The 25477-nt window shown below is 53.8% G+C and carries 18 protein-coding genes and 1 tRNA gene; 10 read left to right on the plus strand and 9 right to left on the minus strand.

Annotated features, from left to right (window positions below):
- Positions 1 to 108 precede the first annotated feature (108 nt).
- Entirely contained in the window at positions 109 to 5679 is a 5571-nt protein-coding gene (locus PLIM_RS03050) for a protein kinase domain-containing protein (protein ID WP_013108854.1), read from the plus strand.
- Between the two features lie 169 nt (positions 5680 to 5848).
- On the opposite strand, the gene PLIM_RS03055 is transcribed toward PLIM_RS03050, so the two are convergent.
- Positions 5849 to 6133 carry a DUF493 domain-containing protein gene (locus PLIM_RS03055; RefSeq protein ID WP_013108855.1) on the minus strand — a complete coding sequence of 95 codons (285 nt, stop codon included), beginning with the start codon at positions 6131 to 6133 and terminating at the stop codon, positions 5849 to 5851.
- A gap of 346 nt (positions 6134 to 6479) precedes the next feature.
- Here PLIM_RS03055 and PLIM_RS03060 point away from each other — a divergent pair, with 346 nt between their 5' ends.
- Positions 6480 to 7508, plus strand: coding sequence for a zinc-binding alcohol dehydrogenase family protein (locus PLIM_RS03060; RefSeq protein WP_013108856.1), 1029 nt, complete (start codon positions 6480 to 6482; stop codon positions 7506 to 7508).
- A gap of 126 nt (positions 7509 to 7634) precedes the next feature.
- Here the strand turns inward: PLIM_RS03060 and PLIM_RS03065 are convergent, their stop codons facing one another.
- Together PLIM_RS03065 and PLIM_RS03070 are read right to left on the minus strand one after the other, a co-directional pair.
- Entirely contained in the window at positions 7635 to 8195 is a 561-nt protein-coding gene (locus PLIM_RS03065) for a hypothetical protein (RefSeq protein WP_013108857.1), read from the minus strand.
- A gap of 311 nt (positions 8196 to 8506) precedes the next feature.
- The gene (locus tag PLIM_RS03070) at positions 8507 to 8905 is read right to left on the minus strand and encodes a hypothetical protein (RefSeq protein ID WP_013108858.1); all 399 of its coding nucleotides are present in this window, start codon (positions 8903 to 8905) and stop codon (positions 8507 to 8509) included.
- Positions 8906 to 9265: 360 nt separating this feature from the next.
- Between PLIM_RS03070 and PLIM_RS03075 the strand changes: the two genes are divergently transcribed.
- The 7 genes from PLIM_RS03075 to PLIM_RS03115 all read left to right on the plus strand — a co-directional run bounded on the left by PLIM_RS03075 (position 9266) and on the right by PLIM_RS03115 (position 15376).
- Positions 9266 to 9352 (plus strand) — tRNA-Ser (locus PLIM_RS03075).
- Positions 9353 to 9906: 554 nt separating this feature from the next.
- On the plus strand, positions 9907 to 10272 hold the full coding sequence (locus PLIM_RS24505) for a hypothetical protein (protein WP_041401019.1): 366 nt from the start codon (positions 9907 to 9909) through the stop codon (positions 10270 to 10272).
- Between the two features lie 783 nt (positions 10273 to 11055).
- Positions 11056 to 11475, plus strand: a complete 420-nt coding sequence (locus PLIM_RS03090; protein WP_013108861.1) for a hypothetical protein — start codon at positions 11056 to 11058, stop codon at positions 11473 to 11475.
- A 116-nt stretch (positions 11476 to 11591) separates the two neighbouring features.
- A complete protein-coding gene (locus PLIM_RS03095) occupies positions 11592 to 12011 on the plus strand; it encodes a hypothetical protein (protein ID WP_013108862.1) in 420 nt (139 codons plus the stop codon).
- A 436-nt stretch (positions 12012 to 12447) separates the two neighbouring features.
- The gene (locus PLIM_RS03100) at positions 12448 to 13275 is read left to right on the plus strand and encodes a HEAT repeat domain-containing protein (RefSeq protein ID WP_148226955.1); all 828 of its coding nucleotides are present in this window, start codon (positions 12448 to 12450) and stop codon (positions 13273 to 13275) included.
- Between the two features lie 954 nt (positions 13276 to 14229).
- Complete coding sequence (locus PLIM_RS22310; RefSeq protein ID WP_148226956.1) at positions 14230 to 14700, plus strand: hypothetical protein; 471 nt, start codon at positions 14230 to 14232, stop codon at positions 14698 to 14700.
- 193 nt (positions 14701 to 14893) lie between these two features.
- Positions 14894 to 15376 (plus strand): hypothetical protein, encoded by a 483-nt coding sequence (locus tag PLIM_RS03115; RefSeq protein WP_013108866.1) that lies wholly within the window; start codon positions 14894 to 14896, stop codon positions 15374 to 15376.
- A 273-nt stretch (positions 15377 to 15649) separates the two neighbouring features.
- Here the strand turns inward: PLIM_RS03115 and PLIM_RS23560 are convergent, their stop codons facing one another.
- From PLIM_RS23560 to PLIM_RS03135, 3 genes are all read right to left on the minus strand, one after another.
- On the minus strand, positions 15650 to 19501 hold the full coding sequence (locus PLIM_RS23560) for a DUF885 family protein (RefSeq protein WP_013108867.1): 3852 nt from the start codon (positions 19499 to 19501) through the stop codon (positions 15650 to 15652).
- 429 nt (positions 19502 to 19930) lie between these two features.
- Positions 19931 to 20410, minus strand: coding sequence for a hypothetical protein (locus tag PLIM_RS24005; RefSeq protein ID WP_013108868.1), 480 nt, complete (start codon positions 20408 to 20410; stop codon positions 19931 to 19933).
- Between the two features lie 58 nt (positions 20411 to 20468).
- A complete protein-coding gene (locus PLIM_RS03135; RefSeq protein WP_013108869.1) occupies positions 20469 to 20969 on the minus strand; it encodes a DinB family protein in 501 nt (166 codons plus the stop codon).
- Between the two features lie 154 nt (positions 20970 to 21123).
- On the opposite strand from PLIM_RS03135, the gene PLIM_RS03140 reads away from it, so the two are divergent.
- Positions 21124 to 22548, plus strand: a complete 1425-nt coding sequence (locus tag PLIM_RS03140; protein WP_013108870.1) for a bifunctional folylpolyglutamate synthase/dihydrofolate synthase — start codon at positions 21124 to 21126, stop codon at positions 22546 to 22548.
- A gap of 120 nt (positions 22549 to 22668) precedes the next feature.
- Here PLIM_RS03140 and PLIM_RS03145 read toward each other — a convergent pair whose 3' ends face one another.
- The 3 genes from PLIM_RS03145 to PLIM_RS03155 form a co-directional block, all read right to left on the minus strand.
- Positions 22669 to 23244, minus strand: a complete 576-nt coding sequence (locus PLIM_RS03145) for a hypothetical protein (RefSeq protein WP_013108871.1) — start codon at positions 23242 to 23244, stop codon at positions 22669 to 22671.
- Positions 23245 to 23358: 114 nt separating this feature from the next.
- On the minus strand, positions 23359 to 24309 hold the full coding sequence (locus PLIM_RS22315) for a GGDEF domain-containing protein (protein WP_013108872.1): 951 nt from the start codon (positions 24307 to 24309) through the stop codon (positions 23359 to 23361).
- A gap of 85 nt (positions 24310 to 24394) precedes the next feature.
- Complete coding sequence (locus tag PLIM_RS03155) at positions 24395 to 25426, minus strand: alpha/beta hydrolase (protein ID WP_013108873.1); 1032 nt, start codon at positions 25424 to 25426, stop codon at positions 24395 to 24397.
- Between the last annotated feature and the right edge of the window lie 51 nt (positions 25427 to 25477).

Genomic DNA, 25477 nt, shown 5'->3' on the forward strand with positions numbered 1-25477 from the left:
AGTCGTGAGGGCCAGGTTGCATCGAATTGCAAGCAGGCCACATTACGCAAGTGGTGATCCACTCAATGAATCATGCTGGTCGAGATCATCAGCCGGGGTTAGCGGGCCATGTTGAGATGTCCGAGCTGTGGAACGAGAGTTACGGGAGCAGATCTCGTCAGTGGGATCTGTTCGCGCTGCCATAGCCGCTTGAGTGATGAAAACGACCATTCTGAGCTTGAGAGTGATACTCTCGACACCATGCTTTCCGATCCGGGAATCGTTGAGCCTGCGGCAGCCTCGGATGATTCGCTCGATCTTTCTGGAGCGGGTCACCCATCATCCGCATCGCTGGCACAGCCTGAGAAACCTCTGCCGGAAAAACCATCGGACTCGGCCATGGCGACCCCTGTTTTGCCAGGGGAAACGATTTCGCCACCGTTAAGAACTCTGGATGCCAGTGCGGTCGAATTTACCCCGATTGAGTCTTTGAAGAAAGATGCGGGAGCCCAAGGTTCACCGGTGGCTGGACGGGAGACACCCGACGAGTTTGACAATGGCGGTCGCACGATGGTGATTGCCGACAGCTCGGTCTTCTTTGCCGACTCGGCAGATATTGTCGTCCTGCCAGAAGATTCCGGTTCGCTGGGCGATTCTGCAGATGACAGTTCCTCAATCGGCCAGACGCGGGCATCTGACGATGAAGATGTCCGCATGGTGACGGAAGAGAGTATCGATCTTTCCGGCTCCGTTGATCTTTCGGGACCCGGTGATCAGACGATGATCTCTGATGAGTTTCCAGACCCGGCTAATGGCCCGGCTCATGGTGAAACTTCAGACGATTTTCTGCCTGCAAAACCGGCGGCTCAAACGCTCGCGATTGGTACTCCGGAAGGAGAAGCCGACGACAGCTACATGGCCACGTATGTAGCTGATGATGAAGCAGAACGAGTTCAGCAGGAAAGGGCCGATGCGGGCGCGACGTATGTGGGCCCGGAGTTTGCCGATCTGGAATCAGGAGATACCGCCGCGACGTTTGTCTCGGATGATGTTCCTGAGGCCATTATTAAAACGATCGCCTCAGTCTGGGGAGATGAACCTTCCGGGAATGACGTTAAGCCTGTGACGAGCCTGAAGGGTCGGGAAGTTAAGCGTATTCCTGGTCCTCGCCAGACGCTGGTGATCAAACATCGCTCGTTGACGCATGGGCCAGGGCCCAAAGTTGGATCGGATCAGGCGGAGTACGAAGTCATTCGTATTCTTGGCGAAGGTGGTATGGGGGTGGTCTACGAGGCCAGGCAGACCTCGGTGGATCGCGAAGTGGCCGTCAAGATGCTGAAATCAGCGTCGGCCAAGAATGAGCGTCAGCGGCAGAAGTTTCTGGCTGAGGCGGTCGTTACGGGTGATCTCGAACATCCGAACATTGTTCCGATTTACGATGTCGGATCGGCCAAAGATGGCTCGCTCTTCTACTCGATGAAAAAAGTTCAGGGGACACCCTGGCTGAAAGTCATTTCGAAAAAGTCACTCATCGAGAATCTGGAGATCCTGCTCAAAGTGGCCGATGCCGTGGCATTTGCCCACGCCCGGGGAGTGATTCACCGCGACCTGAAGCCCGAAAACGTGATGCTGGGTGAGTTCGGTGAAGTGCTGGTCATGGACTGGGGGCTGGCACAGCCTTCGGCGGCCTTCCGGCGGAAAGACAGCATTGTCGAGAACACGACCATGGGCGGGACTCCCGCTTACATGGCACCGGAAATGGCCACAGGGCCGATCACCAAAGTCACTCCCCAAAGCGATGTGTATCTGCTGGGAGCCATCCTTTTTGAAATCTTGACTGACATGCCGCCGCATGCAGGCAAGACGGCTATGAAATGCCTCATGGCTGCAGCGAGAAATGAGATTGTCGAGACTGATCAGGAAGGGGAATTGATTGCCATTGCGTTGAAAGCGATGGCGACAGATCCGAATGACCGATATCAGTCGGTGATGGATTTTCAGGCGAGTATCCGCGAGTACCTGTCACACTCGGAGAGTGTGCAGATGACGGTGCGGGCCGAAGATGATCTCAGTGAAGCGGGTCGCCTGGGGGGATATGAAGGGTTTGCCAAAGCCCTCTTTGGATTTGAAGAAGCTGTCGAGCTTTGGGATGGAAACCTGCGGGCCAAACAGGGCGAGCGGAAAGCCCGTCTGGCTTATGCCAACTTCGCCATTGAGAAGGGTGATTACGATCTCGCGAAGTCGCTTTTGCACCCGACGGAAGCAGAACATCAGCCGCTGATCAAACTGATCGACGAGGCAGTGGCCGAGCGGGAAGGTCGGCAGCAGCGCATTCGCTTATTGAGACGCACTGCCAGCGTGCTCGTGGGTGCCGTCGTCGTGGTGGTGACCATTGCGTTCTTCTGGATTCGAGCCGAAGCCAATCGAGCCATGCTTGCCGAAAAAGATGCCACTAAACAGCGGGATGTGGCCGTCAAGAATGAAGAGGCGGCGAAGCTGGCTCGTGACGACGCCGAAGCTCGTCGCAAAGAAGCGGAACTGGCCAAAGAACAGGCAATTATCGCGAGAACAGCGGCTCAGACGGCAGAAATGCAGGCCCGTGAAGCTCAGTCTGTCTCGGAGAAGGAGCGGGCGAAAGCTGAGTTAGCCCGCATGGCCGCCGAAAAGGCCAAGGCCAGTGAAGAGTACGAAGCCTATATTGCCAGAATTGGTCTGGCCTCGGCAAAGATCAATGAGAATGCTTTTGCGACTGCCAAAGAATTGTTACTGGATTGCCCCACCTACCTGAGGAATTGGGAGTGGGGGCGATTGATGCATTTATGCAGCCAGCAATCGAAACAGATTCAAGCCGGTTCGCCACTGGATGCACTGGACATACAGCATGAAAAAGGATTGTTTGCCACCGGTGGCTGGGATGGAACAGCACGGATCTTTCAGTTGAAAGATGGGGCTCCGAAGAATGTTCTCAAAACTCAGGGTCAGTATGTACATGCTGTCGCCTTCCAGCCCCAGGGAGATCTGATCGCCTTAGGTGGCAGTGAAGCGGGAGCGTATCTGCAGCTTTGGAGTGTTGAATCCGGTGAGCGGGTGCGCATTTTGAAAGGGCATGCCGATGGAGTGCTCTCGGTCGAATTCAGCCGGGACGGCAAGCAGCTCTTGAGTACCTCGTACGATAAGTCGATCCGGCTGTGGGATGTGGAAACTGGCGAGGTTGTCAAAACGTTTGAAGGGCACAACTGGTGGGTGTGGTCCGCACGATTTTCTCCGGACGGGAAGCGGATTGTCTCGGCAGGACAGGATGGAATTGTCCTGGTTTGGGATGTGGAGAGTGGTCGGCATTTGCCACCATTTACCGGTCATGAGGGCCCGGTCTTTACCGCGACATTTGATCCTACGGGCAATTATGTGGCCAGTGGCGGTTACGACCGCACAATCCAACTCTGGAGCCCGGAAAATATTCAGCCATTTGATTTTCGACGAGTGGCAGAAGAAGTCCAGGAGTCTTCCGAGAAAGCTGTGCTCGAAATCAGTGCCGAGCAACGCTCTGAAGCGAAAATTCTCAAAGGCCATGAAGGGGCCGTGCGTGCACTTCATTTTTCCAGAGATGGGGGTTTGCTGCTCAGTGGTGCTCAGGACAATACAGCCAGGTTATGGGAGTTGCCGCAAGGGCGAGCCACTCTCGTGCTGCGAGGCCATGATGGCTGGGTACGGGCCTGCGACTTCAGCCTGGGTGACCGGCAGATTCTGACCGCCAGCTACGATTCGACTGTTTGCGAATGGAGTACCGATCGTTACGAAGAGTTTCGCGTGCTGAATGGTCGCGTGTTTGAAGGGCATGAAGATGCCGTACTTTCAGCCGCCTGGGCACCCAATCAGCAATCAATTGTCACAGCCGGTCGCGATCGAACAGCGCGTACGTGGAATGTCGAAACAGGCGATAAACAGTTGCAGTTCAAAGAAGGTCATGAGTTCCTGGCTTCGAAGGCCATCTTCTTTGATGGTGGTAAACGACTGGCAACGGCAGGAGTCGATAACACATTGCGATTGTGGGAAGTCGAAACCGGTTCTCAGACAAAGCTCCTCGAACACACCGGGAGAAGTGCCGCTTTTGACATTTCAACCGATGGAAAGTGGCTGGTCACGGGAAGTGATCGCAAAGTGGTCGTACTGCGTGATCTTTCAACGTTGGAAACAATCTTTGAGCTGACCGGTCATCAGCATGAGCCCACAGCAGTGGCGATCTCACCCGATGGCAAGACAATTCTTTCAGGGGATCTGCGTGGCCGAATTCTGTTGTGGTCTCGCGAGACAGGCGGCCTTCTGGGAAAGCTGGATGGTCATTCCCGTCGTGTGCAGAAAATCATCTATGCGACGGATGGGCGTAAGGCGTACAGCGCCAGTGCAGATAACACGGTCGCGGTCTGGGATCTGGGATCGATGGCAGAGATTCGTCCGGCTGTGATGAAGCATCCGGAATCAGTGTTGACGATGGCACTTTCGCCGGATGGCAAGCAGCTCGTCACCAGTGCTGCAGATAACACTTTAAGGCTATGGTCGACGGCCGATGCCAAGCTGGTAAGTGAATATCGCCTGCCGGAAGGGATGGTCAATTCGCTGGAAATTTCTCGTGATGGGCGTCTTCTGGCCATTGCGAATGCAGAAACACGGCAGGCCGAGATCCTGGTACTGCCTGGGTTCAAGCGAATTCCCATGGAGATGGGAGGGTCCGTCGTTGATCTGAAAAAGCGAGGGGCATTGTTGTGGGCAGTCGCCTTTGGGCCGGAAGCTGAGACATTAATGACGATTGGTGGCACCGATGCCCGCTTATGGAACCTGCGCGATGGTCGGGAAATGATGTCGTTCAGCCCGAATGGAGTGGTGGCTTCAGCGAGGTACTCGCCTGATAATCAGTGGATTGTCACGTCGAGCTGGGATAACTCAGTGAAGGTGTGGAAAGCTGCGACTGGCGAATCGATGGTCAGGTTGGAAGGTGGGCATACGTCTGCCGTCAATATGGCCAGTTTCTCACCTGATGGTGAACTGATTCTGACAGCCAGTGACGATGGAACTGCTAAACTCTGGGACTGGAAAGCCGCACCACCGAAGGTCGTCAAAGTGCTGGGGCTGCATACAGGGCGGGTGCGCTCGGCCATTTTCAACCACGATGGCTCGCGCATTGTGACGACATCATCCGATAAGACCGCCCGCTTGTGGGATACGACGACGGGTGAATGTCTGCAGATCTTCCAGGGGCATGAGTGGCCTGTCCTTTCTGCCGCTTTGAGTGAAGATGGAAAGTTGCTGCTGACGGGCAGTGAAGATAAGACCGCCCGCTTGTGGAATGTGGCCACCGGGAGAGAACTATTTGTTCTGGCCGGGCACACAGCTCCCGTGACAAGCGTCGATATTTCGCCAGATGCCACCCGGCTAGTGACAGGGAGTCAGGACGAGACCGTCAAACTGTGGGATACTCGCACCTCGAACGAGATTCTGACGCTTTCACGTCATACCCAGGACGTGACGAGCGTCGCCTTCTCGCCCGATGGCCGACAGATTCTCACGGGCAGCCGGGATGGTACTGCAATTATCTGGCTGGCTCGTGAATGGCGAGATGAAGCGAAGAATGGTATCGAAAAAACTGCTCAACCGATGGAAGCCAAAGAAGCACAGGGACTTCTCAAGACGGTTGCCGCAGAGTGATGTTTTGCTGAAGGTCAACGCAGGGAACAGCGCCTGATCTCTAACTCCAGTGTGCAGTTGCATGCCGCGACGGAGTTCATGACGCCCCTCGTGATGGTGTCTGGGCTTTTGTACTGACAGACACCCATACGCAGGAGAGACATCTCATGCTTTTCAGGTTGCACAGTTCTCAGAGCAGCATGACGAGTCCTTCGACCGTTTGAATTTTCCGGTAAATGGCCAGAACATGGTAAGAGCTTTGAACCATAGGTTCGACAGTCAGCGAGACATGTCGGCCCTGTTTGGTTTCCCGGATGGAATGTTTGGGCACCTCGGGATGATCCAACTCGGACTGAATGGCAGTCAGAATACGGCTGGGAAAATCATTATCGGCTTTGCCAATCACCTTGAAGGTGAACACGCACGGAAAGCTGTGCATCGCCTCCAGAAGCTCTAAAGCGGGAAAAGTTTCCATGGGTACAGATTTCCTTTGCTAACGAAGCGGCACTGGCACTCACCGTTGATCCGTTCTCTGCGATTCTCGATCGGGCGTGAGTTTCGGCCTGTGGTGACCTTCGTTCTATTGTCGAGGCCGAAGGGAAAAACAGAATACTGAACTTCCATGATTTCTGATTTTACAGACTCCAGTAAAAATCAAACATGGTGTAGGCTATGCGAACATGCTTCGAAGAACGATCGCCTGAGATGGATCATCGATAGAAGGTGGGGCGAAGGGCTGCTGCTGGCCTCGTCTTCCTTGACTGATTCACTTTGAGATGCCTCCTGCCGACTGACACCTTGAATACGAAATGGAATGAATGATGCGCGCACTCCAGCTTGTTGAACCGAGAGCTTTCCAGTTCATTGAAATTCCTGAAGTGGCAGAGCCGGGTGCAGGTGAAGCTGTGGTCGAAGTGCATCGTGTGGGAATTTGCGGCACAGACCTGAGTGGGTATCTGGGGAAGATGCCTTTCTTTTCGTATCCACGCATACCGGGACATGAACTGGGTGTGCAGGTGCTGGCTGTGGGTGAGGGTGTCACCAATGTTAAGCCGGGGGATAAATGCTCGGTCGAGCCTTACATCAATAACCCGGAGAGTTTTGCCAGTCGCCGAGGACGGGGGAACTGCTGTGAAGAGTTAAAGGTTCTGGGTGTGCACACGGATGGCGGATTGCGGCGGCGATTTATTGTTCCTGCCCGCAAGTTGCACCCTGCCCAGAAATTATCGTGGGAGCAGTTAGCACTCGTCGAGACATTAGCGATTGGATGCCATGCGGTCGATCGCTCGATGGCGCAGCCTCAGGAAGATGTGCTGGTGATTGGAGCCGGGCCCATTGGACTTTCCGTCATTGAGTTTGTGAAGCTGTCGCAGGCGCGTGTGATTGTGATGGACATGAATGCCCAGCGGCTGGCTTTCTGCCGGGATGTGATGGGAGTTCGTAATACGATTCTATCCACCGGGGATGGCAAAGAGCTGCAAGAACTTGAAAAGCTGACTGATGGGCATCTGGCGATGGCGGTCATCGATGCGACAGGTTCAGCCCGATCGATGTCGCAGGCCTTGCAGTATGTGGGGCATACGGGACGACTCGTTTATGTAGGCATTACGACTGATGTCCTCTCGTTTGGGCACCCCCTGATGCACCGCCGGGAAATGACGATCATGGGTTCGAGAAATGCCATGCCTCAAGATTTTGGGCGCATTATTGATCATATTGAAGCTGGGCGGATTGATACCCGGCCCTGGATCACGCACACGATTCCGTTTGACAATGTGATTGATGAGTTTGAGCGTTTCACCAAGCCAGAAACGGGTGCAATCAAAGCCATGATTGATCTGGATTGTTGATCCCAGTGATGCTTCCGCCAGCACGGCACACCGAGCGCTGTAAAATCCTGGCGTCTGGATCAACCTGGGGCGTGAGTGCCAATTCCCCTCTGGATCAACCACCACCACGAACAACCATTCAGGCGGCTATCTCTGGAAGGCATTCTGGATCGACAGCAGCATGGCCCTTTCCAGAGGAGCGTCCCGGCCGCGAGGAATCCAGCCGCTGGGTGAGGATTGACCCACGACTAAATCCAGATCGCGCTGCAAAGGCGTGTGATCCTGGAAAGTCGCGCCACCTGCGAAATTCGCAGCCCCTGCGACATCTTCGATCTCTTTGAAAGCTTCAACAGAAATAAAATAACCTCCCTGAGCAGGGGTCACGCTGATGTAAGCTTTGCGGCGGATCGATTGTAGTGTGCTTTCCCAGCGGGAGTAGCCATCTGCCGAATCACGATGCCAGGGCTCAAGAATCCCTGCGCCGGTTTTAAATTTGGTCTCAATCACCCCATCGATACGACTTTCCCGTTCGATTTCGAACAGGTAATCGTGTACGACATCGACGGTAGTTTCCCACGCCTGCTCTTCATTCTGAGCCCGGACGAACAGCGGATTGCCCATCGGTTGGGCGGCTGTCTGCGGACCTCCAGCACAGCCTGCAATCAGTAGCAGACCCCAAATCGCGAGGAAGTATCTGGTCGCATCCATGCTGAACAATTTCCGTTTCCGCCTGGCAGATCCTTTGCGAAGCGACTGAACTGTGGGAAATCATCACAGAATCTCGCAAAGAAGGCCAAAACCAGCAAGACGAGTTCCACCGGCAGGCATCTCCCAGGAGAAACAAAGCGGAATTCGATAGATCACCTCAAAGCAAGGCTGCTCAATCACATAAGCAACGAGGGCCAGCCCCTATGGGACTGACCCTCGTTTCGTACCCAAATTGATTCAAGAACAAAAACTCGACGAAATCTCAGGAGAGATCTTCGTAAGGTGTTTTCGATCAGGAGTTTAGCGAGATTTCAGAATGTCACGGATTCAGTGGCAGCTGCATTGGCAGGAACCAGTGCCGAAACTGGCTGCTCGATCTCGACAGTTGCCAGTGCGGCAGCGCGGCCCTTCATACTGCAGCAGCTCTGCTCTTCAGCCGTCCCCAGCATGGCCATGGCTTCTTCGTGGTTCTGGCTCAGTGGGCAGCAACCGCCACTGCTCTTCATGGAACAGGGAGAACTTTCAACGGGTTTGCCACTGATGGCGGCAACAATATTGGCCTGTTCGCTCCAGGCCAAGGTCCCTGCAACACCTAACCCGAGGGCTGCGAGAACGAGCAGAAAGGGCTGGCTCTTCCGGGGAGCCGTGGCTGCGGGCGATTCCACGTAGCTCAAGGTGTCGTCTGTGGGAAGATTCTGTTGATCTGACATGGCTCACTCCGAAGGGAAAGGAACGGGATTAATTCATGAAGAGGGTTTAAGCTACCGCAGATAAACCGCCTTAAGTGACTGTAATTAAGAGACTTGCGCCGTGGGGGGTAGAGTCTTTTTCGGTCTTGGTTTCAGAGATCGTTATCACGCACACAGGAGTTACCTCGGGATTGTACCAGTGAACCCGCAGAAAACCAAAAAGCATTATTTGTGAATAATCCTGTGCAGAGCCATAAGCACACCTTTGTCGACGAACTCATGTTTCTGGGAAGAGATCAGCGGCGTGGAAAAAAAGACCTTCCGAAGATAACCGCCTGTCACACTTGGCGCTGCTCTCACTGTTGAGATATCCTTCGCGGTGGAGAGGTGACAGAGCGGTTGATTGTGCCGGTCTCGAAAACCGGTGTACCCGCAAGGGTACCGGGGGTTCGAATCCCCCCCTCTCCGCTCCTATTGCAGTGGCATTGGGTTCATGTTGCGACCGCGTTGATTTCGGGGGCGAGGTACGATTGAACTTATCAAACGACGTGGGCTCCATAAGGCGATGTTGACCGCATTTGCCGAGAATTGCGTCCTGACGACCACCAAGAGATCTGAAAGCGGGGTCGATTCAACGCAATCCGATGGCCCAATGTAGATTGACACGCGGGTGCCGACTGTTCTCGTCAATGTCCGCGGATCGATTCATTAGAAATTCAGTGACGGAGGCAAGGCGTGCGCCCCCGGGAGGGCGAGTGGGTTCAGGGAACTCGTGAATGAGTCTCAGCAATTCGCCGGTACTCAAGTGTTCTCCGTCTGTGCGTCCTCGCTTCCTGTACCCTTTTCTGGTGATCGTTGTCGGGCTGTGGACTGTCGTGTTCGTTTCCACAGCGTTGGGTTTGGCAGTTAGCGCGTTCGAACGCAGGGTTCCAGACCAGGGTGCATCTTCCGGCCTATTCTGCACATGCATAGGGTTCTTACCTGCGTTGTTCGCAGTTAGTTTTCTCCAGAAAGGCCGACGGGTGTTCTGGATTGACCGCGAACACGGCAGTCTGACTTGCCTTCGCGAGCGATGGCGGTTCGATCGCGTCGAGTGGACGTTGCCGCTGACGGACGTGACGGAAGTCGCCTGTTACGACCTTCCGGCGCACTCGGATCAGGGGAATGATCGCGGGGTCTTCGTAATCCTGTGCACCGGTCAACCCGTGCTGGTCAGCCAGAGTATCCAGCACGGCGAAGTCATCTCAGCAGTTATTGGGTGCCCTTTCAAGCAAGTGACACGAGGGTTTGGCCTTTTAAACGATCAGACTGAATCGGTGATCAGCCGGATGCGCCCGCCACCAGAGGTGATCAGAATGGTCGGAATAGAATTTGAAGACGAGCGATGATTCCTCAAACCCGCATCCACGATGAAGCGCTATGGGTGGCGTTGGCGACACAGGCCAAACAAACACTTCCGTGCTTATCCGTTCGTATGGTTCAGTTCTCTTCCTCAGGAGCCGTGAGGACTCGCCGCCAATCGGCTTCCCACCCCCGAACCCCAGCGATAAAAAGTTCAATTGGCGTCCTGTCCTCTCCGCTTTCTCGGCCCACACGGCCGAAAACGCAGATCAGTGGAGCATGAGAGCAGTTGATCAGTTGACAAGGAGTATTGCTCCACTGCAGTTCACTGATCCTCTCCTGTTCTGGACGTTCTTTCTTTCTGTTCAAAGCCTTCGCGACTCAATTCCCCAAGAGATGGTCTTCATTCAGAGTGCTGGAGTGACCCTCTGCTGAGTGGTCCTCTCGGTTGAGTGATCTTCCCATTTGAGTAATCGTCTCAGTCGCCGCAGCCTTGGCCCCGGTTGAAATTCTGATTTCGACCGGAATGGTGGAGCAACAGCTGGTATGCTTTCCGGGCAACTCCAATTCTGACTCAGACTGGTAAGGGAGCAACAGGATCGCTCTCCGCGAGTTCCAAAATGCGATTGTCAAAATTGCGGCTTAGCGTAGTGTCAAAAAGTGCAATGCGGTGTGGAGGTTCGTTCGATGATCCGTCGCAACTCCTTGGATTGTCGAACTCATCAAAATTGAAGAGTTCAATCCCCACCGACCAAGTAAGTTAATTCTCTGCAGCCGTTCGGCGGTCGAACAATTGCTATGTTGCCAAGCCGCGAGAAACAGAGTTCCCGATGCCACGCCTCGCCCAACTTGCTTTGATACTTACGCTGCTCACAATTGGCTCGTGCACTATGCAGAAAGAGATCCGGCCCGCGATCATCTCCGACATTCGCCTCGATATCGAACGCTGTCCTGTTCACGACGAACCGCTGATCGAGGCCACAAACAGCGTCGATTTTGAACGCGGAAGTTACATGCCGTCATACTACAAAATCCGTCTCGCTTTATTTCCCTGTGCGTTCGACGATCCATACTCTGAGGGCGAAATGGCGATGGTCACCTATTGTTCAAAATGCAGGGCCGCGAAAAACATGTATTTGCTTGATTCACAACGCTCGAATCGAGAAGAAAAGTGGACTCAGGATCAGGATGTCGATGGATTGATAGAACGCCAGCGACACGCATTGGATTTTCAAGACTCGAAGGAGTGAATCGTCTCCTAAGTCGAGTCTGCAAGATCGCTTTCGGCATCAGAAATGTGAGCTGAAGAGAAACCATGAATTCACGAGCCCTGAGCCTGTCAGCTGCATGAAAAAGGGAAATGCGAATGTCCGATAGATCTATTGCCGACGCTCCATCGACGACATTTTTTCAGAATCCCACTCGCGTTATTGCCTGCGTTTTACTTGCGGTGATTGGAATCGGGATGTCGGCATGGGCGTATCAGCTGAGTCCTGGTGGCCCGATCCTTACCTGGGGGATACTTCCTGGTGCGCCGTTTGTGATTCTGGCAGGCCTGTCGCTCGTAATGCGAATTCCACTTCGTGTGACGATCGGAGCATACGTCGGAGGCTTGTTCGCCGTTTCCATTCCGTATGGGGCGATCTGGTACTCGTCTCTGAATTACAATGGCGGTGGTGCTAATATCGGTCTTGGGCTGCTGCTGATTGCAACACTGGTTCTTCTGCCGATTCCAATGCTGATCGGTGGGTTCCTTGGCTGGGTGGTCGGTGCGACACACAAATAGTCGCTCTCGAGTGCGGCGAACAAGGCAGTTAAACCGAACGGCGGATCGGGCGGATTCTGATATCAAAGGTTCTGGACGCTGCCGGGTATTCTTTGGTGTTATGGGGCTGGTGAGAGCCCGTTCCTCGTAAGGAGGATCTATGAGAGTGTGCACACACGTCGGTATTGGGTTGGTTGTGGTGGCGGCTGTGTTGGGCGGGTCAGCAGCATCGATATCGGGTCAGGTACTGCGGTCTTCTGAAGAAGCAGCGGAGTTTCCGCACGCGTCACTGGCGTGCAAGCTGAAAATGGGCTCAATCACCGAGCGGGAAGTTGGTTCACCTTCCGGGACACTGTGTGACGCGACATGCAGCGTACTCGCGACTTTAAAGGGCCATCTGGGGAAGCAGGTGCAGATTACGTTCAGGCATCATGCGAATGGGCCACATAATCCAGGTATGGATACGGTCAAGGAAGGCGAAGTCTACGTTGTGATGTTGCGTGGTAAGACTTCGCCCTACGAGATGTTCGCAGTGATTAAGGCGGTAGACGCGGTCGTCGAACCGACATTTGGAACCAGGCCAGGGGAACGGTTGTTAGCAGAGTTGGTGGCGATGTGGAAGTCGAATGATCCGAAAATGCGCATCGCGGCAATCGAGCAAATGGGAATAATTCGGGACAGGCGGGTGAGCGAAGAAGTGATCGCGGCGGCAAAGGATAAGGATGCGGAAACCGCGCGCGCTGGAGTCATCGCGCTATATCGCATGAAAATCGCCCCGGATGCGAAGCGGGTAATGGAGTTGTTCAACGAGCAGATTATGGAGGTCTGGTATCAGGAATCCGGCGAGCCACAGGAGGACGACAAGGGAGAGAAGATCTGGCGTCGCGATGCGGGTCACACTTTCCTGGAGCGCGGGTTGCCGGACTTTGACTACGCGACATACGTGCGGGAGGGAATCAAAAAGGAGTGGGTACGCAAGGATGATCAAACGCTGTACATGTTCTTCGGTGTCCCGTGGAAGGTGCAGCGGAAGGAGTGCGTTCCGGAATTGGTGAAACTTCTGGATGATCCGGACAAGAGGGTGCGGTGGTGGGCGGTACTTTGTCTGACGCATACAGTCGACGATGTGGATCGTCCGCAGTGGGAAGAGTACGAGCCACGGGAAGGCGAAGAATTGGCAAAGTGGCGGAAGTGGTGGAAGGAAAAAGGGGATGACTTTATGGCTGACACCGCCACTCAGCGGAGCAAACCTGACATATTCCTTCGGCATGGTCATTCCCCATAACATAGCCTTGGAGCAGAATCGCGATAGCGATCGGTGATATGATGAGATTGTTGGCTGCGAACTTCTCAAGTTTTCGTTCAGCGGAGGAGGGTAGACACATTACTTATCCGATGGACTTGCGAGAGTTGTTCGAGGCCCGAGACGGCCGGCCGACCGAAGATCAGGCGGCTCGAAAGATCGCTACCTTCGCCGTCATCCCGGCGGCAATCGTTGGTCTGCTTGCCAGCACCCGACTGGTCGGTCTAGCCGATCCCATCGGACGACTTCTGTGGGTCTGCACGGCGGCCGCGTTGGCATCCGGGTTATGCATCGCGTTTCTGGTGTTGGGTATCTACTACCTGTTTGGATTCCGTCCGGTTGCCGTACTCGCAGACGCCCTGGTGGGTGTTTTCTATAGCTTATTGTGCGCTGCCACTTTAACCTTGCTGCTCATGTCGCTGAAGGTTGTCCCTCCTGGTTATGCGTTGTCCCCCTTGCTCCTGATCCCGTGCGCTGCCGTCGCAGTTCCACTCTTCCGGGCAAGGAGGGGAACGAAGCGCGACCGCAAAGCCGTCAGGGAGGCCGCAGAGTCCCACACCGCCGAACCAAGGGGTAAACCGGATTCATAGCTGATGCGGGTTTTAAAACCTGGTTTTAGCCAGTAATCCAGGTTGAAGATCTGATTTCTATCGGGGTGGTGAAGCAGAAAGAGGTTTGGTTTCCTCTTCGTGGCAATTCTGATTCAGGCGGGTTGGCGAGGAACGGTGTAGCTCACTGAGTTTCCGATTGCGATTATCAAAAGTGCGGCATAGCATATATGTCTAGAGCGGTGTAGCAAGGGAATCCGGTCAGCGCTCCGTTGTAACTTGTTTCGCGGTGTGACAAATCAATTTCGACAAATTCATACTACACCGCCGAAGTACGGCAAAATTCTACCGCACTTCGGCGGTCGAATACATGTTATGCGAACATATCATGAAGACCACAGAAGTTCGACTTGAGGATCTCAGCAACGTCCGCTGTCGGTACTTCATGGCGGAGATTCCTGGACTTGAGCACCTACCAACGCTCATTGTCGAGTTCAGCGGGGAATGTGGCTTTGGTTCGGGCAGCAACGCTGATGCCTGCTACATGAACGGAATGATTGCCGCCGGATTTAAGGCGTGGGATCCCTCATGCTTCATTCTTGATTTGCGACGCCTGAAATACGAATGGGGCGACATGATGACCGCGATCTTCGCGCCGCCGCATGAGCTCATTTCAATGAACGATGAAGAAGTTGAGTTTCCCTTTGCCGCTATCGTTTCCGACCTAAACCGAGACGGACTCACCAGCCTCGTAAAAGAGGAGATGCGGGGCAACCCCGAAGCTCTCTTGTTCGAGACATTTGACGATGCTCAAGAGCGAGTGACTGCAATCGCAAAACAAACATATCACATCGCATAACAATCGGTTCAACCGCAGCCGCAGGCCGCGCGGTTTCTGAAATCAATGTCATTCGCCGCGGCCGGGTGAACGCTGTCGTTCGGCAGTAGTATCGGATACCAATCGCCAGATGATTTTCGGGAATCCAGAAGACTTCGCGATCGAGGCAATGACGGAACCGCATTTGATAGCTCCGTCGGCCGTGTGGAGCCGAATGTGTCTGCATATTGATGATGTTACGCTAGGGGATTTCTCGGACGAACATTGTGGACTGTACGGCGCTTACTGTGGGTTCAAAGAACTGCTCAACACGAGCGCTCGACTATGGGACGAATCATTTGATGGGCTATCTCTCGAGCAGATCCACGATCTCGTTCGCAATGCAATTTATGGGGACGATGACAGGACCATGTCGGCGATCCTCGAAGACTCGCAGCGATACCGTCGTTTTGATTTCCTCACAAATTGGGGTGAGCAATTCGACGGATTTGCATCTGTGATAATCCAAGAAGATGAAGAAACAACGACGATTCTGCATCGACCGCATTCCGCATTTGCACGTCAACGAGAGCCGGGGCCATTTGTTGTCGCGACTTGCAGTACTATTAGATTTCAGAATGCCTGTGCCTCGCTGGTTCAATGGTTTGACCAAGAAACTGAAAGGCTCGCACTGATTGAAGGCAGAACCAAGCCGTGAACCGGAGCACGCGATCCGGCGTTTTTGAAGTGGACGCAGGGTGGCCCCGGTTGAAGATCTGATTTCTACCAGGGTGGTGAAGCCACAAGGGATATTCTTCCTGCCCTGCCGCAATTGTGAATCAGGAATGTTTTCATGCGAGCAACGGGCAGGGCGTGCTGGTTGTTACGAAAGCCTGCTCTCCCTCTGGCACGTAAGTCACTCGCTGGCGAACGATCTTTGCCGCCTTAGGAAATACGAGACCTGGCTCGAACGCTTTTCAGCGAGATCTCCTTACTTTTTGGTGGCGAGCCAGTCGTCAACGACGACTTCCAGTTCTGCCAGTGGGATGGCTCCATTCTTGAGAATGACATCGTGGAATTCGCGTAGGTCGAGTTTTTCGCCCAGTTGAGCCTTGGCCTTCTTGCGAAGTTCCTTGATCTTCAATTCGCCAATCTTGTAAGCCAGAGCCTGACCGGGCCACGAAATATAACGATCCACCTCGTTCACTATATCGAGTTCCGTCTTGGCCGAGTTATCTCGGAAAAACTGGATGGCCTGTTCCCGAGTCCAGCCTTTCGAGTGAATGCCGGTATCGACCACCAGACGGATCGCACGCCACATCTCATACGTGAGTTGCCCGAATTTGGCATAAGGGTCGTCATAGACACCTAATTCTTCGCCGAGGCTTTCACTATAGAGTGCCCAGCCTTCGACGAAAGCCGTAAATCCAGCGAAGCGGCGGAAGTTGGGGACGCCTTCGAGTTCGGTTGATAACGCAATCTGCAGGTGATGCCCGGGAACGGATTCATGGAGCGACAACGCGGGAATCTCGTACTTGGGTCGCATTTGGGGCTGATAGAGATTCACAAAGAACATTCCGGCACGAGAGCCATCGGCCGATGGTGGGTAGTAATAGGCCGCTGTGGTATCTGGCGCCATATTGGCGGGGATCGCCTTCACGCCATAAGGAATTCGCGGCAACGTCTTAAAGAGTTTCGTGAGTTGCGGGTCTACCCGTTTACAAAAGGCTTCGTATTCAGTGAGAAGTTCTTTTTCATTCTGGAAGTAGAACCTGGGATCAGTGCGTAAGGATTCGAAGAAGGCCTTCAGATCGCCCTGAAATTGAACCTGCTCGCGGATCTTTTCCATTTCGGCACGAATGCGCGCGACTTCATTCAGGCCTATCTGATGAACTTCATTAGGGGTCATATCGAGAGTCGTAAATTCACGGACTCGAAACTTGTAGACTTCGTCGCCGCCAGGAAGATTCGAAACGCCAGCTCCTGCATAGCACGCCGGTAGATACTTGTTCGTAAAGAAATCGAGGAACTTCTGATAGGCAGGGACAATCTTGGTACGAATCGCTTCCTGAGCGGCCTGCTGGAGCTCATCCCGCTGCGGAGCGAGATCTTGAGGAATGCTGGTAAAGGGCTTATAGAACAGGCTTTGTGTCGGATCTTTGACAATTTGTCGCTCAATCTGCTTGACGACCCGCTGCATGGTGATCTTCGGTTGCAGGCGGCCTGCGCGAATCCCTTCTTCCATCAAGGCAATTGTCTGATCCATATAGACAGGAAAACTGTTGATGCGCGCAATCCAGTTCTGATAGCTGGCAAGATCGCCAAACTGAATCGAGTCAGTGATGGAGTTTTCATCCTGGATTCCTTCCCGCTGAGTGAGAGGGACGAGGTACCATTTGGTTTTCGTTTCTTCGATGTTCATCGCGAGTTGGCGGGCATAGAGCCTGGCGTTGAACTGAGCTTTGGCCGAGAGTGGCTTCCCGCGAATCTGTTCCAGCTTTTCGGCAGAGATCTTCATCTGCTCGTGACGCTGCTTGATGGCAGGAAGCGAGATGTCTGGCCAGAGGGCATCGTAGCGGGTATCGCCTAGATATGAGGCAAATGTGGGCGAGTTCTTGAGTGTCTGTTCCCACTCCTGATCGAAGAAGGCTTCAAGCTCGGCATCGGCGACAGTTTTCGAGCAGACCGGCAATTCTTGTGACGTTGATCCACCGGAAGGTCCTGCACCTTGTGTGTATTTCAGCAGAAAGGCGAGTTCGATCGCGAGATCTTCGATGGTCTTACTGACAGGCCGGGCACCGGTGTGTCCCAGCGCATCATCGTACATCAGGAAGATCGGTCGCTTGAGCGCGGGGACGGCTTGCAGCCGGGCAACCATCTTGCGGGCATGGTTGGGATCAACTCGCGTATCCGCATCTCCGGTAATGAACATGGCCGCCGGGTAGTTCACGTTCGGGTCGATGTGGTGATAGGGCGAATACGACTTGAGAATGGGATACATTTCGGGATCTTCGCTGCTGCCGTACTCGGGGACCCAGAAACGAGCCACGAGGAACTGGTGATAACGGAGCATATCGAGCAGCGGGTAGGAACAGACGACCGCTGCAAAGAGCTCGGGTCGCTGGGTCATGGCGGTGCCCACGAGGAGACCACCGTTACTGCCACCATTAATGGCCAGATGGGCGGGCGATGTGTACTTGTTGGCAATCAGGTATTCGGCAGCCGCATAAAAATCATCAAAGACGTTCTGCTTCTTTTTGAGATAGCCGGCCGTGTGCCAGTCTTCGCCAAACTCGCCGCCACCCCTCAGGTTGGCGACGGCATACACACCACCCAGTTCCATCCAGAGGGCGGCTTTGGTGGAGAAGCCGGGGGTGAGATTGACCGCGAAACCTCCATAGCCATAGAGCAAAGTGGGGTTCGTGCCATTGAGTTCGAGGCCTTTGCGATGAGCGATAAACATGGGGATGCGCGTTCCGTCTTTGGAGGGGAACCACACCTGCCGGACAGTGAACTTTTCGCTATCGAAGGGGATCTCGGATTGATGCCAGACAGTCGTTTTCTGTGTGGGAATATCGAACTGATAGATTGTCCCCGGAACAATATAGCTGCTGAAACTATAGTAGAGTTCGGATTGATCCCACGCCCCTGAGGCGCCTGAGATCGATCCCAACGTCGGAGGATCGATTGAGAAAAGTTCTTTCCCGGTGAGATCGTAGGCTTTGAGTTCTGAGACCACGTTTCGCAACCAGCGGATAAAAAGCTTCCCCCCAACGAGTGAGATCCCTTCGAGTGATGCCTCAGACTGAGGGACAATGACGGGGCATTGATCAAGGACCGGTTGACGAAGATCTGCGAGAAGCAGCTGGCCTCGGGGTGCTTTCCAGGTGGTCCGGACAATCGCACGATGATCAATGGCATCGACTTCAAACTCGGCCTCAAGACCGACAGCGAAGGGAAGGATCGGCTCGTTGGGCTTGGCGAGCGACTGAATGTAGACATCATTCTGCGAGGAGGCCCCGAGATAAACATGATAAATGAGCCATTGGTCATCTTCTGAGAGACGCACACCGAGAATCTTCTCCGGGCCGAACTTCTCGCCAAACAGGAGTGTTTCCTTTCCAGTAGCGAGGTCGCGAACGTACGCGCGGGGGCCGATCTTCTGATCGTGACGCGAAAGATAGACCTTCTGGCCATCGCGTGAGAACGACAGGCTGGAATAGCGACCTTTCGGGAACTCGGTCTTTGCAAACGATTTGGTGGTGACATTGAACAGGCGAGGGGTGACTTCGTCCTCGCCACCAGTGCGAACACCACAGATGAGCAGGTTGCCATCGTGAGTGACGTCCATCAGATTGACAGTCGTTTTTCCATCCGACGAGAGCTTCTGCGGATCAATCAGGAGTTCATCGGGAGCATTCACCGATGGCCTGTACCAGATGCTGGGGACATCGGCAGAGGCGGTGCGTTTCGAGAAGAAAGCGCGACCTCCACGAACGACCGGCATGCCGACACTGTCCACTTTGAGAAGCTCGGCTAACCGGGCCTTGAGTTCAGGAATTTGCGGCCAGCTACTGGCAGAACTTGTGATGTACTGAGCCTGCTCGCTGAGCCATTCCCGAGTGGCGGGAGCTTTTTGATCTTCGAGCCAGCGGTAGGGATCGACGATCGTTTCGCCATGAAAGACTTCGGGAACGTTATCCGTTTTTGCCACGGGTGGTTTCAACAAGATCTCTTCAGCAGCAGCAATCGACATGAATTGCATTCCCGAAAGACAGAGCATTGCCAGAGAAAGAAATGCGAGGATATGGCATTTTGTATCTCGTCGAGAGGCTGTCGGCATAACGTGATTCCTGAGTTTGCGGGAGACCGATGCAGAGCGTCTGATGAACGCTGAACTCTCCGCATCAGGATCGTTGTGAGGAACAAAAAGAGTAACCGCTTAAGTCAAATTCTGCCTGAAAATTATCGGTTGTTTTGGCTTCCTGAGAAGTGATCTTCTTAAGGAAGCCGTAATGCATGACGAGTATTTGGTACAAGGAAATGACGTTTTCCACAGTGCAAGATCATGACAGAATAGCGTTGCTCTGCAAAGTGAACCGGGCGGATGAGAGATGATTTTGCGACGGTTGATGCTGAAGGGGCAGCAAGTCAGAAAGTGATGTGGAGGGGCTCGCGCGAAGCCGCGAAGATCTCGAAGGGAAGGCCAAGGTGATTGAGTGAGGCAACGAGATCCGATAGATCGATCTCAGAAAGTGAATGAACCAACTTCTTATATGGGCAAAAGGATTTCCCACCAGTATCTGGTGGGACCCTGAGAGAGAATTTTGCCCTGGCCAGCCTGTGCCCAGAAGGGTTGCTGATTGGATTCAGACCAGAATTCCATCGTCTGAAGATCGATACTGGCGATGACTTCCCCACGAGATTCGATCCAGACGCGGCAATCAGGAGGATCACTTCGGCGGATTGTGGCATACCAAACGTCGAGCGCGTGGTGACCATTCACGACAAACTCTTGTCGATGACCCGCCGGTGATGTGACAAACAAGATCTCGTCAGTCTCTCGGCCAATACGACGACACTTAAGCTGTAGCTGCCAACCCTCTTGTAAAGCAGCATCTAATGGTGGGCCCCATGGGCCGGGGAGTTCTAACGCGATCCATACAAGTGGGCGAAATACAAAGTACCAGACGAGTACCCTTATACCGACCGAGCGGATGTAACTTCGGGTTTGAGGGGAGATAGATCGCATGATCAATGGCCACTCTCTGGGCTCACAAATCGTCCGGTTCGAGTGGAGTTGCGATCAATCAGCCATGAGTCGCTTTATAGAGATTGAGGGCGGCGTGGGCCTGGCCCTGGTGGTGGGCTTCGTGCCAGGCGAGAACCTGGAGGACTCGTTCGAGATTCCAGCCGCGATCGCGGAGGGGTTCCGGAATCACACCCAGATCATCATCATTGAATGTCGAGAGAGCGCTGAAGAGGTGCTGACGAGTTTCGCTGAGGACATTGCGAATCAGTTCGGCTTCCGGAATCTCTTCATCCGGAGTGCTCCCTCCTTTGAAGCGTGGTACGAGATCGGCAAAGGCAGCCGGGCGGGCCATGAGACGCTCTGTGGCGAAGAGTTCTTCCGTAATCCCCACATGAAGAATTTGCCAGGCGAAGTGAGCACGTCCTTGGCCAGGCCGCCAGCCGAGAATTCGACCTGTAGGATCGGTCTTGAGTAGCTCATCCAGCGTGGCAAGCGTTTTTGTGCGGGCAAAGACAAGTTGTGACTGATAAACCTGGATGGCACTGGTCGGCGTTCGCATGGTGAGATGTCCTTTGCTGTGTTGCCCTTATCTTGTGATGATCATGGGATAAACTCAAGCCGTCCGAAGGAATGAGTCTTTGGTCGATGTGATTGCGACGATGGGATTCGTTGCATCGACAGGAATGATGGAAGTTTCCAGCGACAGGTAGACCGTGCACGATTACGACGCAGCAATCCAGTTTCTGCTCCATCGCGTGAATTATGAGCGGGCTCATGCCGACTCATTGCGGGGTGAAACATTGAAACTTGGCCGGATGCAGCGGCTGCTGGAAAGGATTGGTCATCCCGAGAAGAAGATTCCCGTCGTGCATATTGCCGGCACAAAGGGAAAGGGCTCAACTTCGACGATGGTGGCCAACCTGCTCAGGGGAGCAGGGCTCTCTGTGGGCCTGTTTACATCGCCTCATATTCACCGGCTCGAAGAGCGTTTTACTGTTAATGGCGAATTGCCCTGTGAGGAAGAAGTTCGACAACTGGTCGAAGATCTTGTTCCCGTGATTGAGCAGATGGATCGCGAGGGCCCCGAGTGGCATGTCACATTTTTTGAAGCGGTGACGGCCATGGCCTGGATGCACTACATCCGCAAGCAGGTACAGATCGCAGTGCTGGAAGTGGGGTTAGGTGGGCGGCTCGATTCAACAAATATTTGCCAGCCGCTGGTCTGCGTGATTACGAACATCAGCCGGGATCACACACAGATACTCGGTGCGACGACGGATCTGATTGCCAGGGAAAAAGCGGGGATCATTAAGGCAAGTGTTCCTGTGGTGAGTGGTGTACTGGATGAGTTGGCCCGGCCTGTGATCGCGGCAATTGCGAAAGAACGTGATGCTCCTCTATGGCAATTGGGAGAGCAGCTTTTCTGCCGCAGCCTCGATGAAAGATCGCCGGATGATCCTGCCAGGCGACAGATCGCAGTCTCTGCGACGAATGCTCCGTGGGGTGACGGTGAAGTCTTGAGCCAGGTTCCGCTGTTGGGGAAACATCAGGAATTGAACACGACCCTCGCCTTGTTTGCCGGTCTGCTGGCTTGGGAAAAATGGCGAGGCACTCATGACGGGCAGAATTGGCTGGCTGTACGAGAGAATTCCGATGACGGAAATCGTGATCGAATGGTGGCTGGCCTCGAAAGATCGGTCTGGCCAGGGCGGATTGAACGGATCCCCGGGAAGCCACCCATTATTCTCGATCCAGCACATAACTGGGCATCGATGAATGCGCTCTTTGATACGCTGCAGGACGAGTTCAAAGACTGCCGACTCACGGTGATTTTTGGAACCACACGCGATAAGGATGTCTCGGGGCTGATGCGATTGGTACGGCATCATGCGGATCGACTGATCCTGACGAAATATCAGGAGAATCCGCGAGGAGTCAGCGTGCAGGAACTTTCGATCGTCGCCCGCACGATCAGCGACCAGCCCTTTCTGACGGCTGCGACACCGATGGAAGCCCTGGCGATGGCTCGAAACGTTTGTGGCCAGTCCAGTGATCATCAATTCAACGACCTGATTGTGATTACTGGTTCCTTTTATCTGATTGCCGAGGTTCGCGGATCGATTCTTGCTGGTCAATAATCTCTCGATCGGACATTGACGATCAACGAAAAAGCGGTACATGACCAAAGAGGCCATGCACCGCTGAAGATCATTGTCGATTGTCGAGATCCATTGCCAGAAGGCTTTTTTGAAGCGAGGCTACTTCTTCTCTTCTGGGGCTTTTTCAGCCGGGGCTTTTTCTTTGCTGTCATGATCATGGTCGTGATCGTGATCCATGTGGACATCGAGGAATGGACTGTAGACCTTTTCATCGATGGTGATCTTGGCTGTCCCGTGAATGAAGCCAGCTTCGATCAGTTCATGAATTTTTGCTTCGTCAACGAGCTCATAGCGAGAGGTTTTGCCATCGGCCTCGCCTTCGAGTGGAGCGGCCTTGAGCACGAGCTTATCGCCCCCTTCGCCAGCCAGCTCCACTTCGGTGGCGGTGGTGGTGTAAGGAGTCTTGCCGTCGCTGCCCAGAAGGAAAATGATCAGTGCATGGCGTTTGCCATCGACCACAATTTCACCCTGAACATCTTTGAAATCTTTGGCGAGCGAGAACAGGCTGCCACCATTCGGGCCGGCAGGGCCATGTTCGTGGCCGTGATCGTCGTGACCAGTTTCCTGCTTTAACTGAGTTGCTGTTTTGTAATCGCCACTGCCACCACAGCCGAGAGTGAAAGTTGTCAGCACGCAAAGTGCAGCCGCCAGTTTGAATCCATTGAAAGTTTGCATCGAAGCTTCCAGTCTGCAAAAGAGAAAGAGGTGTAAGACGCGTTGTTCAAGCCCGTTGGGAGTTCGTCAATCTAACTGCTGGAAACAATATTGCAATTGAATTGCGAAAATTAATCAGGATTCGAAAGTGTCAATTTTTTGGGGATATCGCTCGACGTGGATCCCGTCGCGACCATGCCTTTTCACATGATACATGGCTTGATCAGCCAGCGACAGGCATGTCAGCGGATCGGGGGCCATCTCGGAAAATAAGACTACTCCCACGCTGAAAGTCGTAGCTGTTCGCGCGTTGGTAATCTGAGCCCGCAGGTTCGCCAGAAGTTTCTCGACGAGACTCAAGACCTGAATTTCATCCATATCAGCCATGAGAATGGCAAACTCATCACCACCTAATCGAGCGGCGGCATCTTCCTGGCGGACGTTCTGGCTCAAGACTTCGCCGACGATTTTAAGGAGAGCATCGCCCACCTGATGGCCTTGTTCATCATTCACTGTCTTGAATCGATCGCAGTCGATATAGACCACAGCAAAGGGATGTTGCTCTTTCCGCGAGATCAGAATCCACTCTTGAAGTTGCTCTTCAAATCCACGGGCATTCAGCAAACCTGTGACAGGATCCCGGCGTGAGCGAACCTGTTCGGCAATCAGTTGATTGCGAAGATGTTGACCCCATACAGCGCTTAACAGGCAGACTGCCAGCAGCGAGATTGTACTACTGGTGGAGACGCCCGGCCGCCAGATCGATTGAAACGTCATGTAGGCAGTCCCCAGGCCTGCAAACAACCATGGCCAGATGGCTGTGGCGTAATAAGCGATGGCTGCAAATGCGACAGGAAAGATCCAGCGGAATTCCCCGGGGGCAGCAAAGAGGCAGCGCAAAAGAATGGCGACGACAATCACCCAGACAACCAGTTGGTGAATCCAGGGATGGCTGGTCTTCAAACGCGAAACACTTTTTTCTCGCGACTTACCCGACCGGTTCCACCACGAGAAAGGCTCACGATGCCCATGTTGATCCTGAGCATCGAGAGCGATTTTCGGTTCGGTGAATGAACTGGGAAGCATAAAGTCTCAAGCAGCCAGACGTGGAGTGATCCGCTTGTCCAGAAGTCCGTTCGGCAGAACCGGACAAGCACAGGGCACGTAACGGCTACTTTTTGGAAGTGTTGGTTTTGGTGGTGTTTTTTCTGCTGTTCTGGCTGGAGGTTTTGGGGGCAGAGTCGGTTTTATAATCAGCATCAGGGCCGTTGTTATCTGACCAGAGCCAGCGCATGGCGTCGGGGAAGATGACACCGCCGTGATTGCCGTTGTGGGCACCTTTACCTTCGACGATCTTGTAATCGTAGCCTTTATATTTAAAAGAACTGGCCATCTGCTTATTGGCGAGATACCAGTTGCCGAACTGATTATCGACATCGAACTCGTTGGCTTGCAGAAAGACTTTAATCGGCTTTTTCTCAGTTTTGCGGATGAGCGTGGGATAGACATAACCGCCGCGGATATCGGTAAAGCTTCCGACCTGTGTCATGACTTTGCGGAAACTGTCGGGGCGTTCCCACGCGACGGTGAAAGCACAAATCCCTCCCGAAGAAATGCCACAGATGGCACGCTGGTTAGGATCATCCGTAATGTTGTACTTGGCTTTGACACGGGGAAGGACATCCTCGTGCAGGAAGCGGGCATAGGTGTCGCCCAGTGAATCGTATTCCACGCTGCGGTGATCAGTTTTCCAGGGAGTTTCGGGGAGTTTGCCCTTATTGCCAGGATTGATGAAGACGGCAATGATAGGTGGCAATTCTTTGGCGTGAATCAGATTGTCGAGGACGACGGGAACTCGGAAATCACCTTTCTCACCCAGGTAGGTATGTCCATCCTGAAAGACCATGAGGGCTGTCGGTTCGCCCTTGTATTGAGTGGGAACGTAGATCGCGCACTCGCGAAATGTGCCGGGATAGACCTTGCTGTCATTCAGTTCGAACTTTTCAATCTTGCCGCGAGGGACGCTTTCTTTACGCTCGGAATCAGGCCCGTGCTCGTACTTTTGAGGCTCTTCCGCTCTCAATACGGATACGTGGCTCAACAGGAGGCACAAAATGACTCCGTATGAAAGTGCCGAGGCGATTCCCCACGGACGGGAACGGAGCGATGAATGTGGAGAAGTCGTGGTGGTCGTCAGGTTCATGGGGATTCTCCGCGATGGAACTCGAAGTCAGGATGTGGCGTCGAAGGTGAC

Source organism: Planctopirus limnophila DSM 3776, from assembly GCF_000092105.1.
GTDB lineage: Bacteria > Planctomycetota > Planctomycetia > Planctomycetales > Planctomycetaceae > Planctopirus > Planctopirus limnophila.

Excerpts from the sequence above, each read along its gene's own strand:
- PLIM_RS03070 (WP_013108858.1), bottom strand. The coding sequence starts at position 8,905 with ATGTCAGATCAACAGAATCTTCCCACAGACGACACCTTGAGCTACGTG.
- PLIM_RS03145 (WP_013108871.1), bottom strand. The coding sequence starts at position 23,244 with ATGCAAACTTTCAATGGATTCAAACTGGCGGCTGCACTTTGCGTGCTG.
- PLIM_RS24005 (WP_013108868.1), bottom strand. The coding sequence starts at position 20,410 with ATGCGATCTATCTCCCCTCAAACCCGAAGTTACATCCGCTCGGTCGGT.
- PLIM_RS03060 (WP_013108856.1), top strand. The coding sequence starts at position 6,480 with ATGCGCGCACTCCAGCTTGTTGAACCGAGAGCTTTCCAGTTCATTGAA.
- PLIM_RS03065 (WP_013108857.1), bottom strand. The coding sequence starts at position 8,195 with ATGGATGCGACCAGATACTTCCTCGCGATTTGGGGTCTGCTACTGATT.
- PLIM_RS23560 (WP_013108867.1), bottom strand. The coding sequence starts at position 19,501 with ATGCCGACAGCCTCTCGACGAGATACAAAATGCCATATCCTCGCATTT.
- PLIM_RS03055 (WP_013108855.1), bottom strand. The coding sequence starts at position 6,133 with ATGGAAACTTTTCCCGCTTTAGAGCTTCTGGAGGCGATGCACAGCTTT.
- PLIM_RS22315 (WP_013108872.1), bottom strand. The coding sequence starts at position 24,309 with ATGCTTCCCAGTTCATTCACCGAACCGAAAATCGCTCTCGATGCTCAG.
- PLIM_RS03155 (WP_013108873.1), bottom strand. The coding sequence starts at position 25,426 with ATGAACCTGACGACCACCACGACTTCTCCACATTCATCGCTCCGTTCC.
- PLIM_RS03135 (WP_013108869.1), bottom strand. The coding sequence starts at position 20,969 with ATGCGAACGCCGACCAGTGCCATCCAGGTTTATCAGTCACAACTTGTC.
- PLIM_RS03100 (WP_148226955.1), top strand. The coding sequence starts at position 12,448 with ATGGATACGGTCAAGGAAGGCGAAGTCTACGTTGTGATGTTGCGTGGT.
- PLIM_RS03050 (WP_013108854.1), top strand. The coding sequence starts at position 109 with ATGTTGAGATGTCCGAGCTGTGGAACGAGAGTTACGGGAGCAGATCTC.
- PLIM_RS03095 (WP_013108862.1), top strand. The coding sequence starts at position 11,592 with ATGTCCGATAGATCTATTGCCGACGCTCCATCGACGACATTTTTTCAG.
- PLIM_RS03115 (WP_013108866.1), top strand. The coding sequence starts at position 14,894 with ATGTGTCTGCATATTGATGATGTTACGCTAGGGGATTTCTCGGACGAA.
- PLIM_RS22310 (WP_148226956.1), top strand. The coding sequence starts at position 14,230 with ATGAAGACCACAGAAGTTCGACTTGAGGATCTCAGCAACGTCCGCTGT.
- PLIM_RS03090 (WP_013108861.1), top strand. The coding sequence starts at position 11,056 with ATGCCACGCCTCGCCCAACTTGCTTTGATACTTACGCTGCTCACAATT.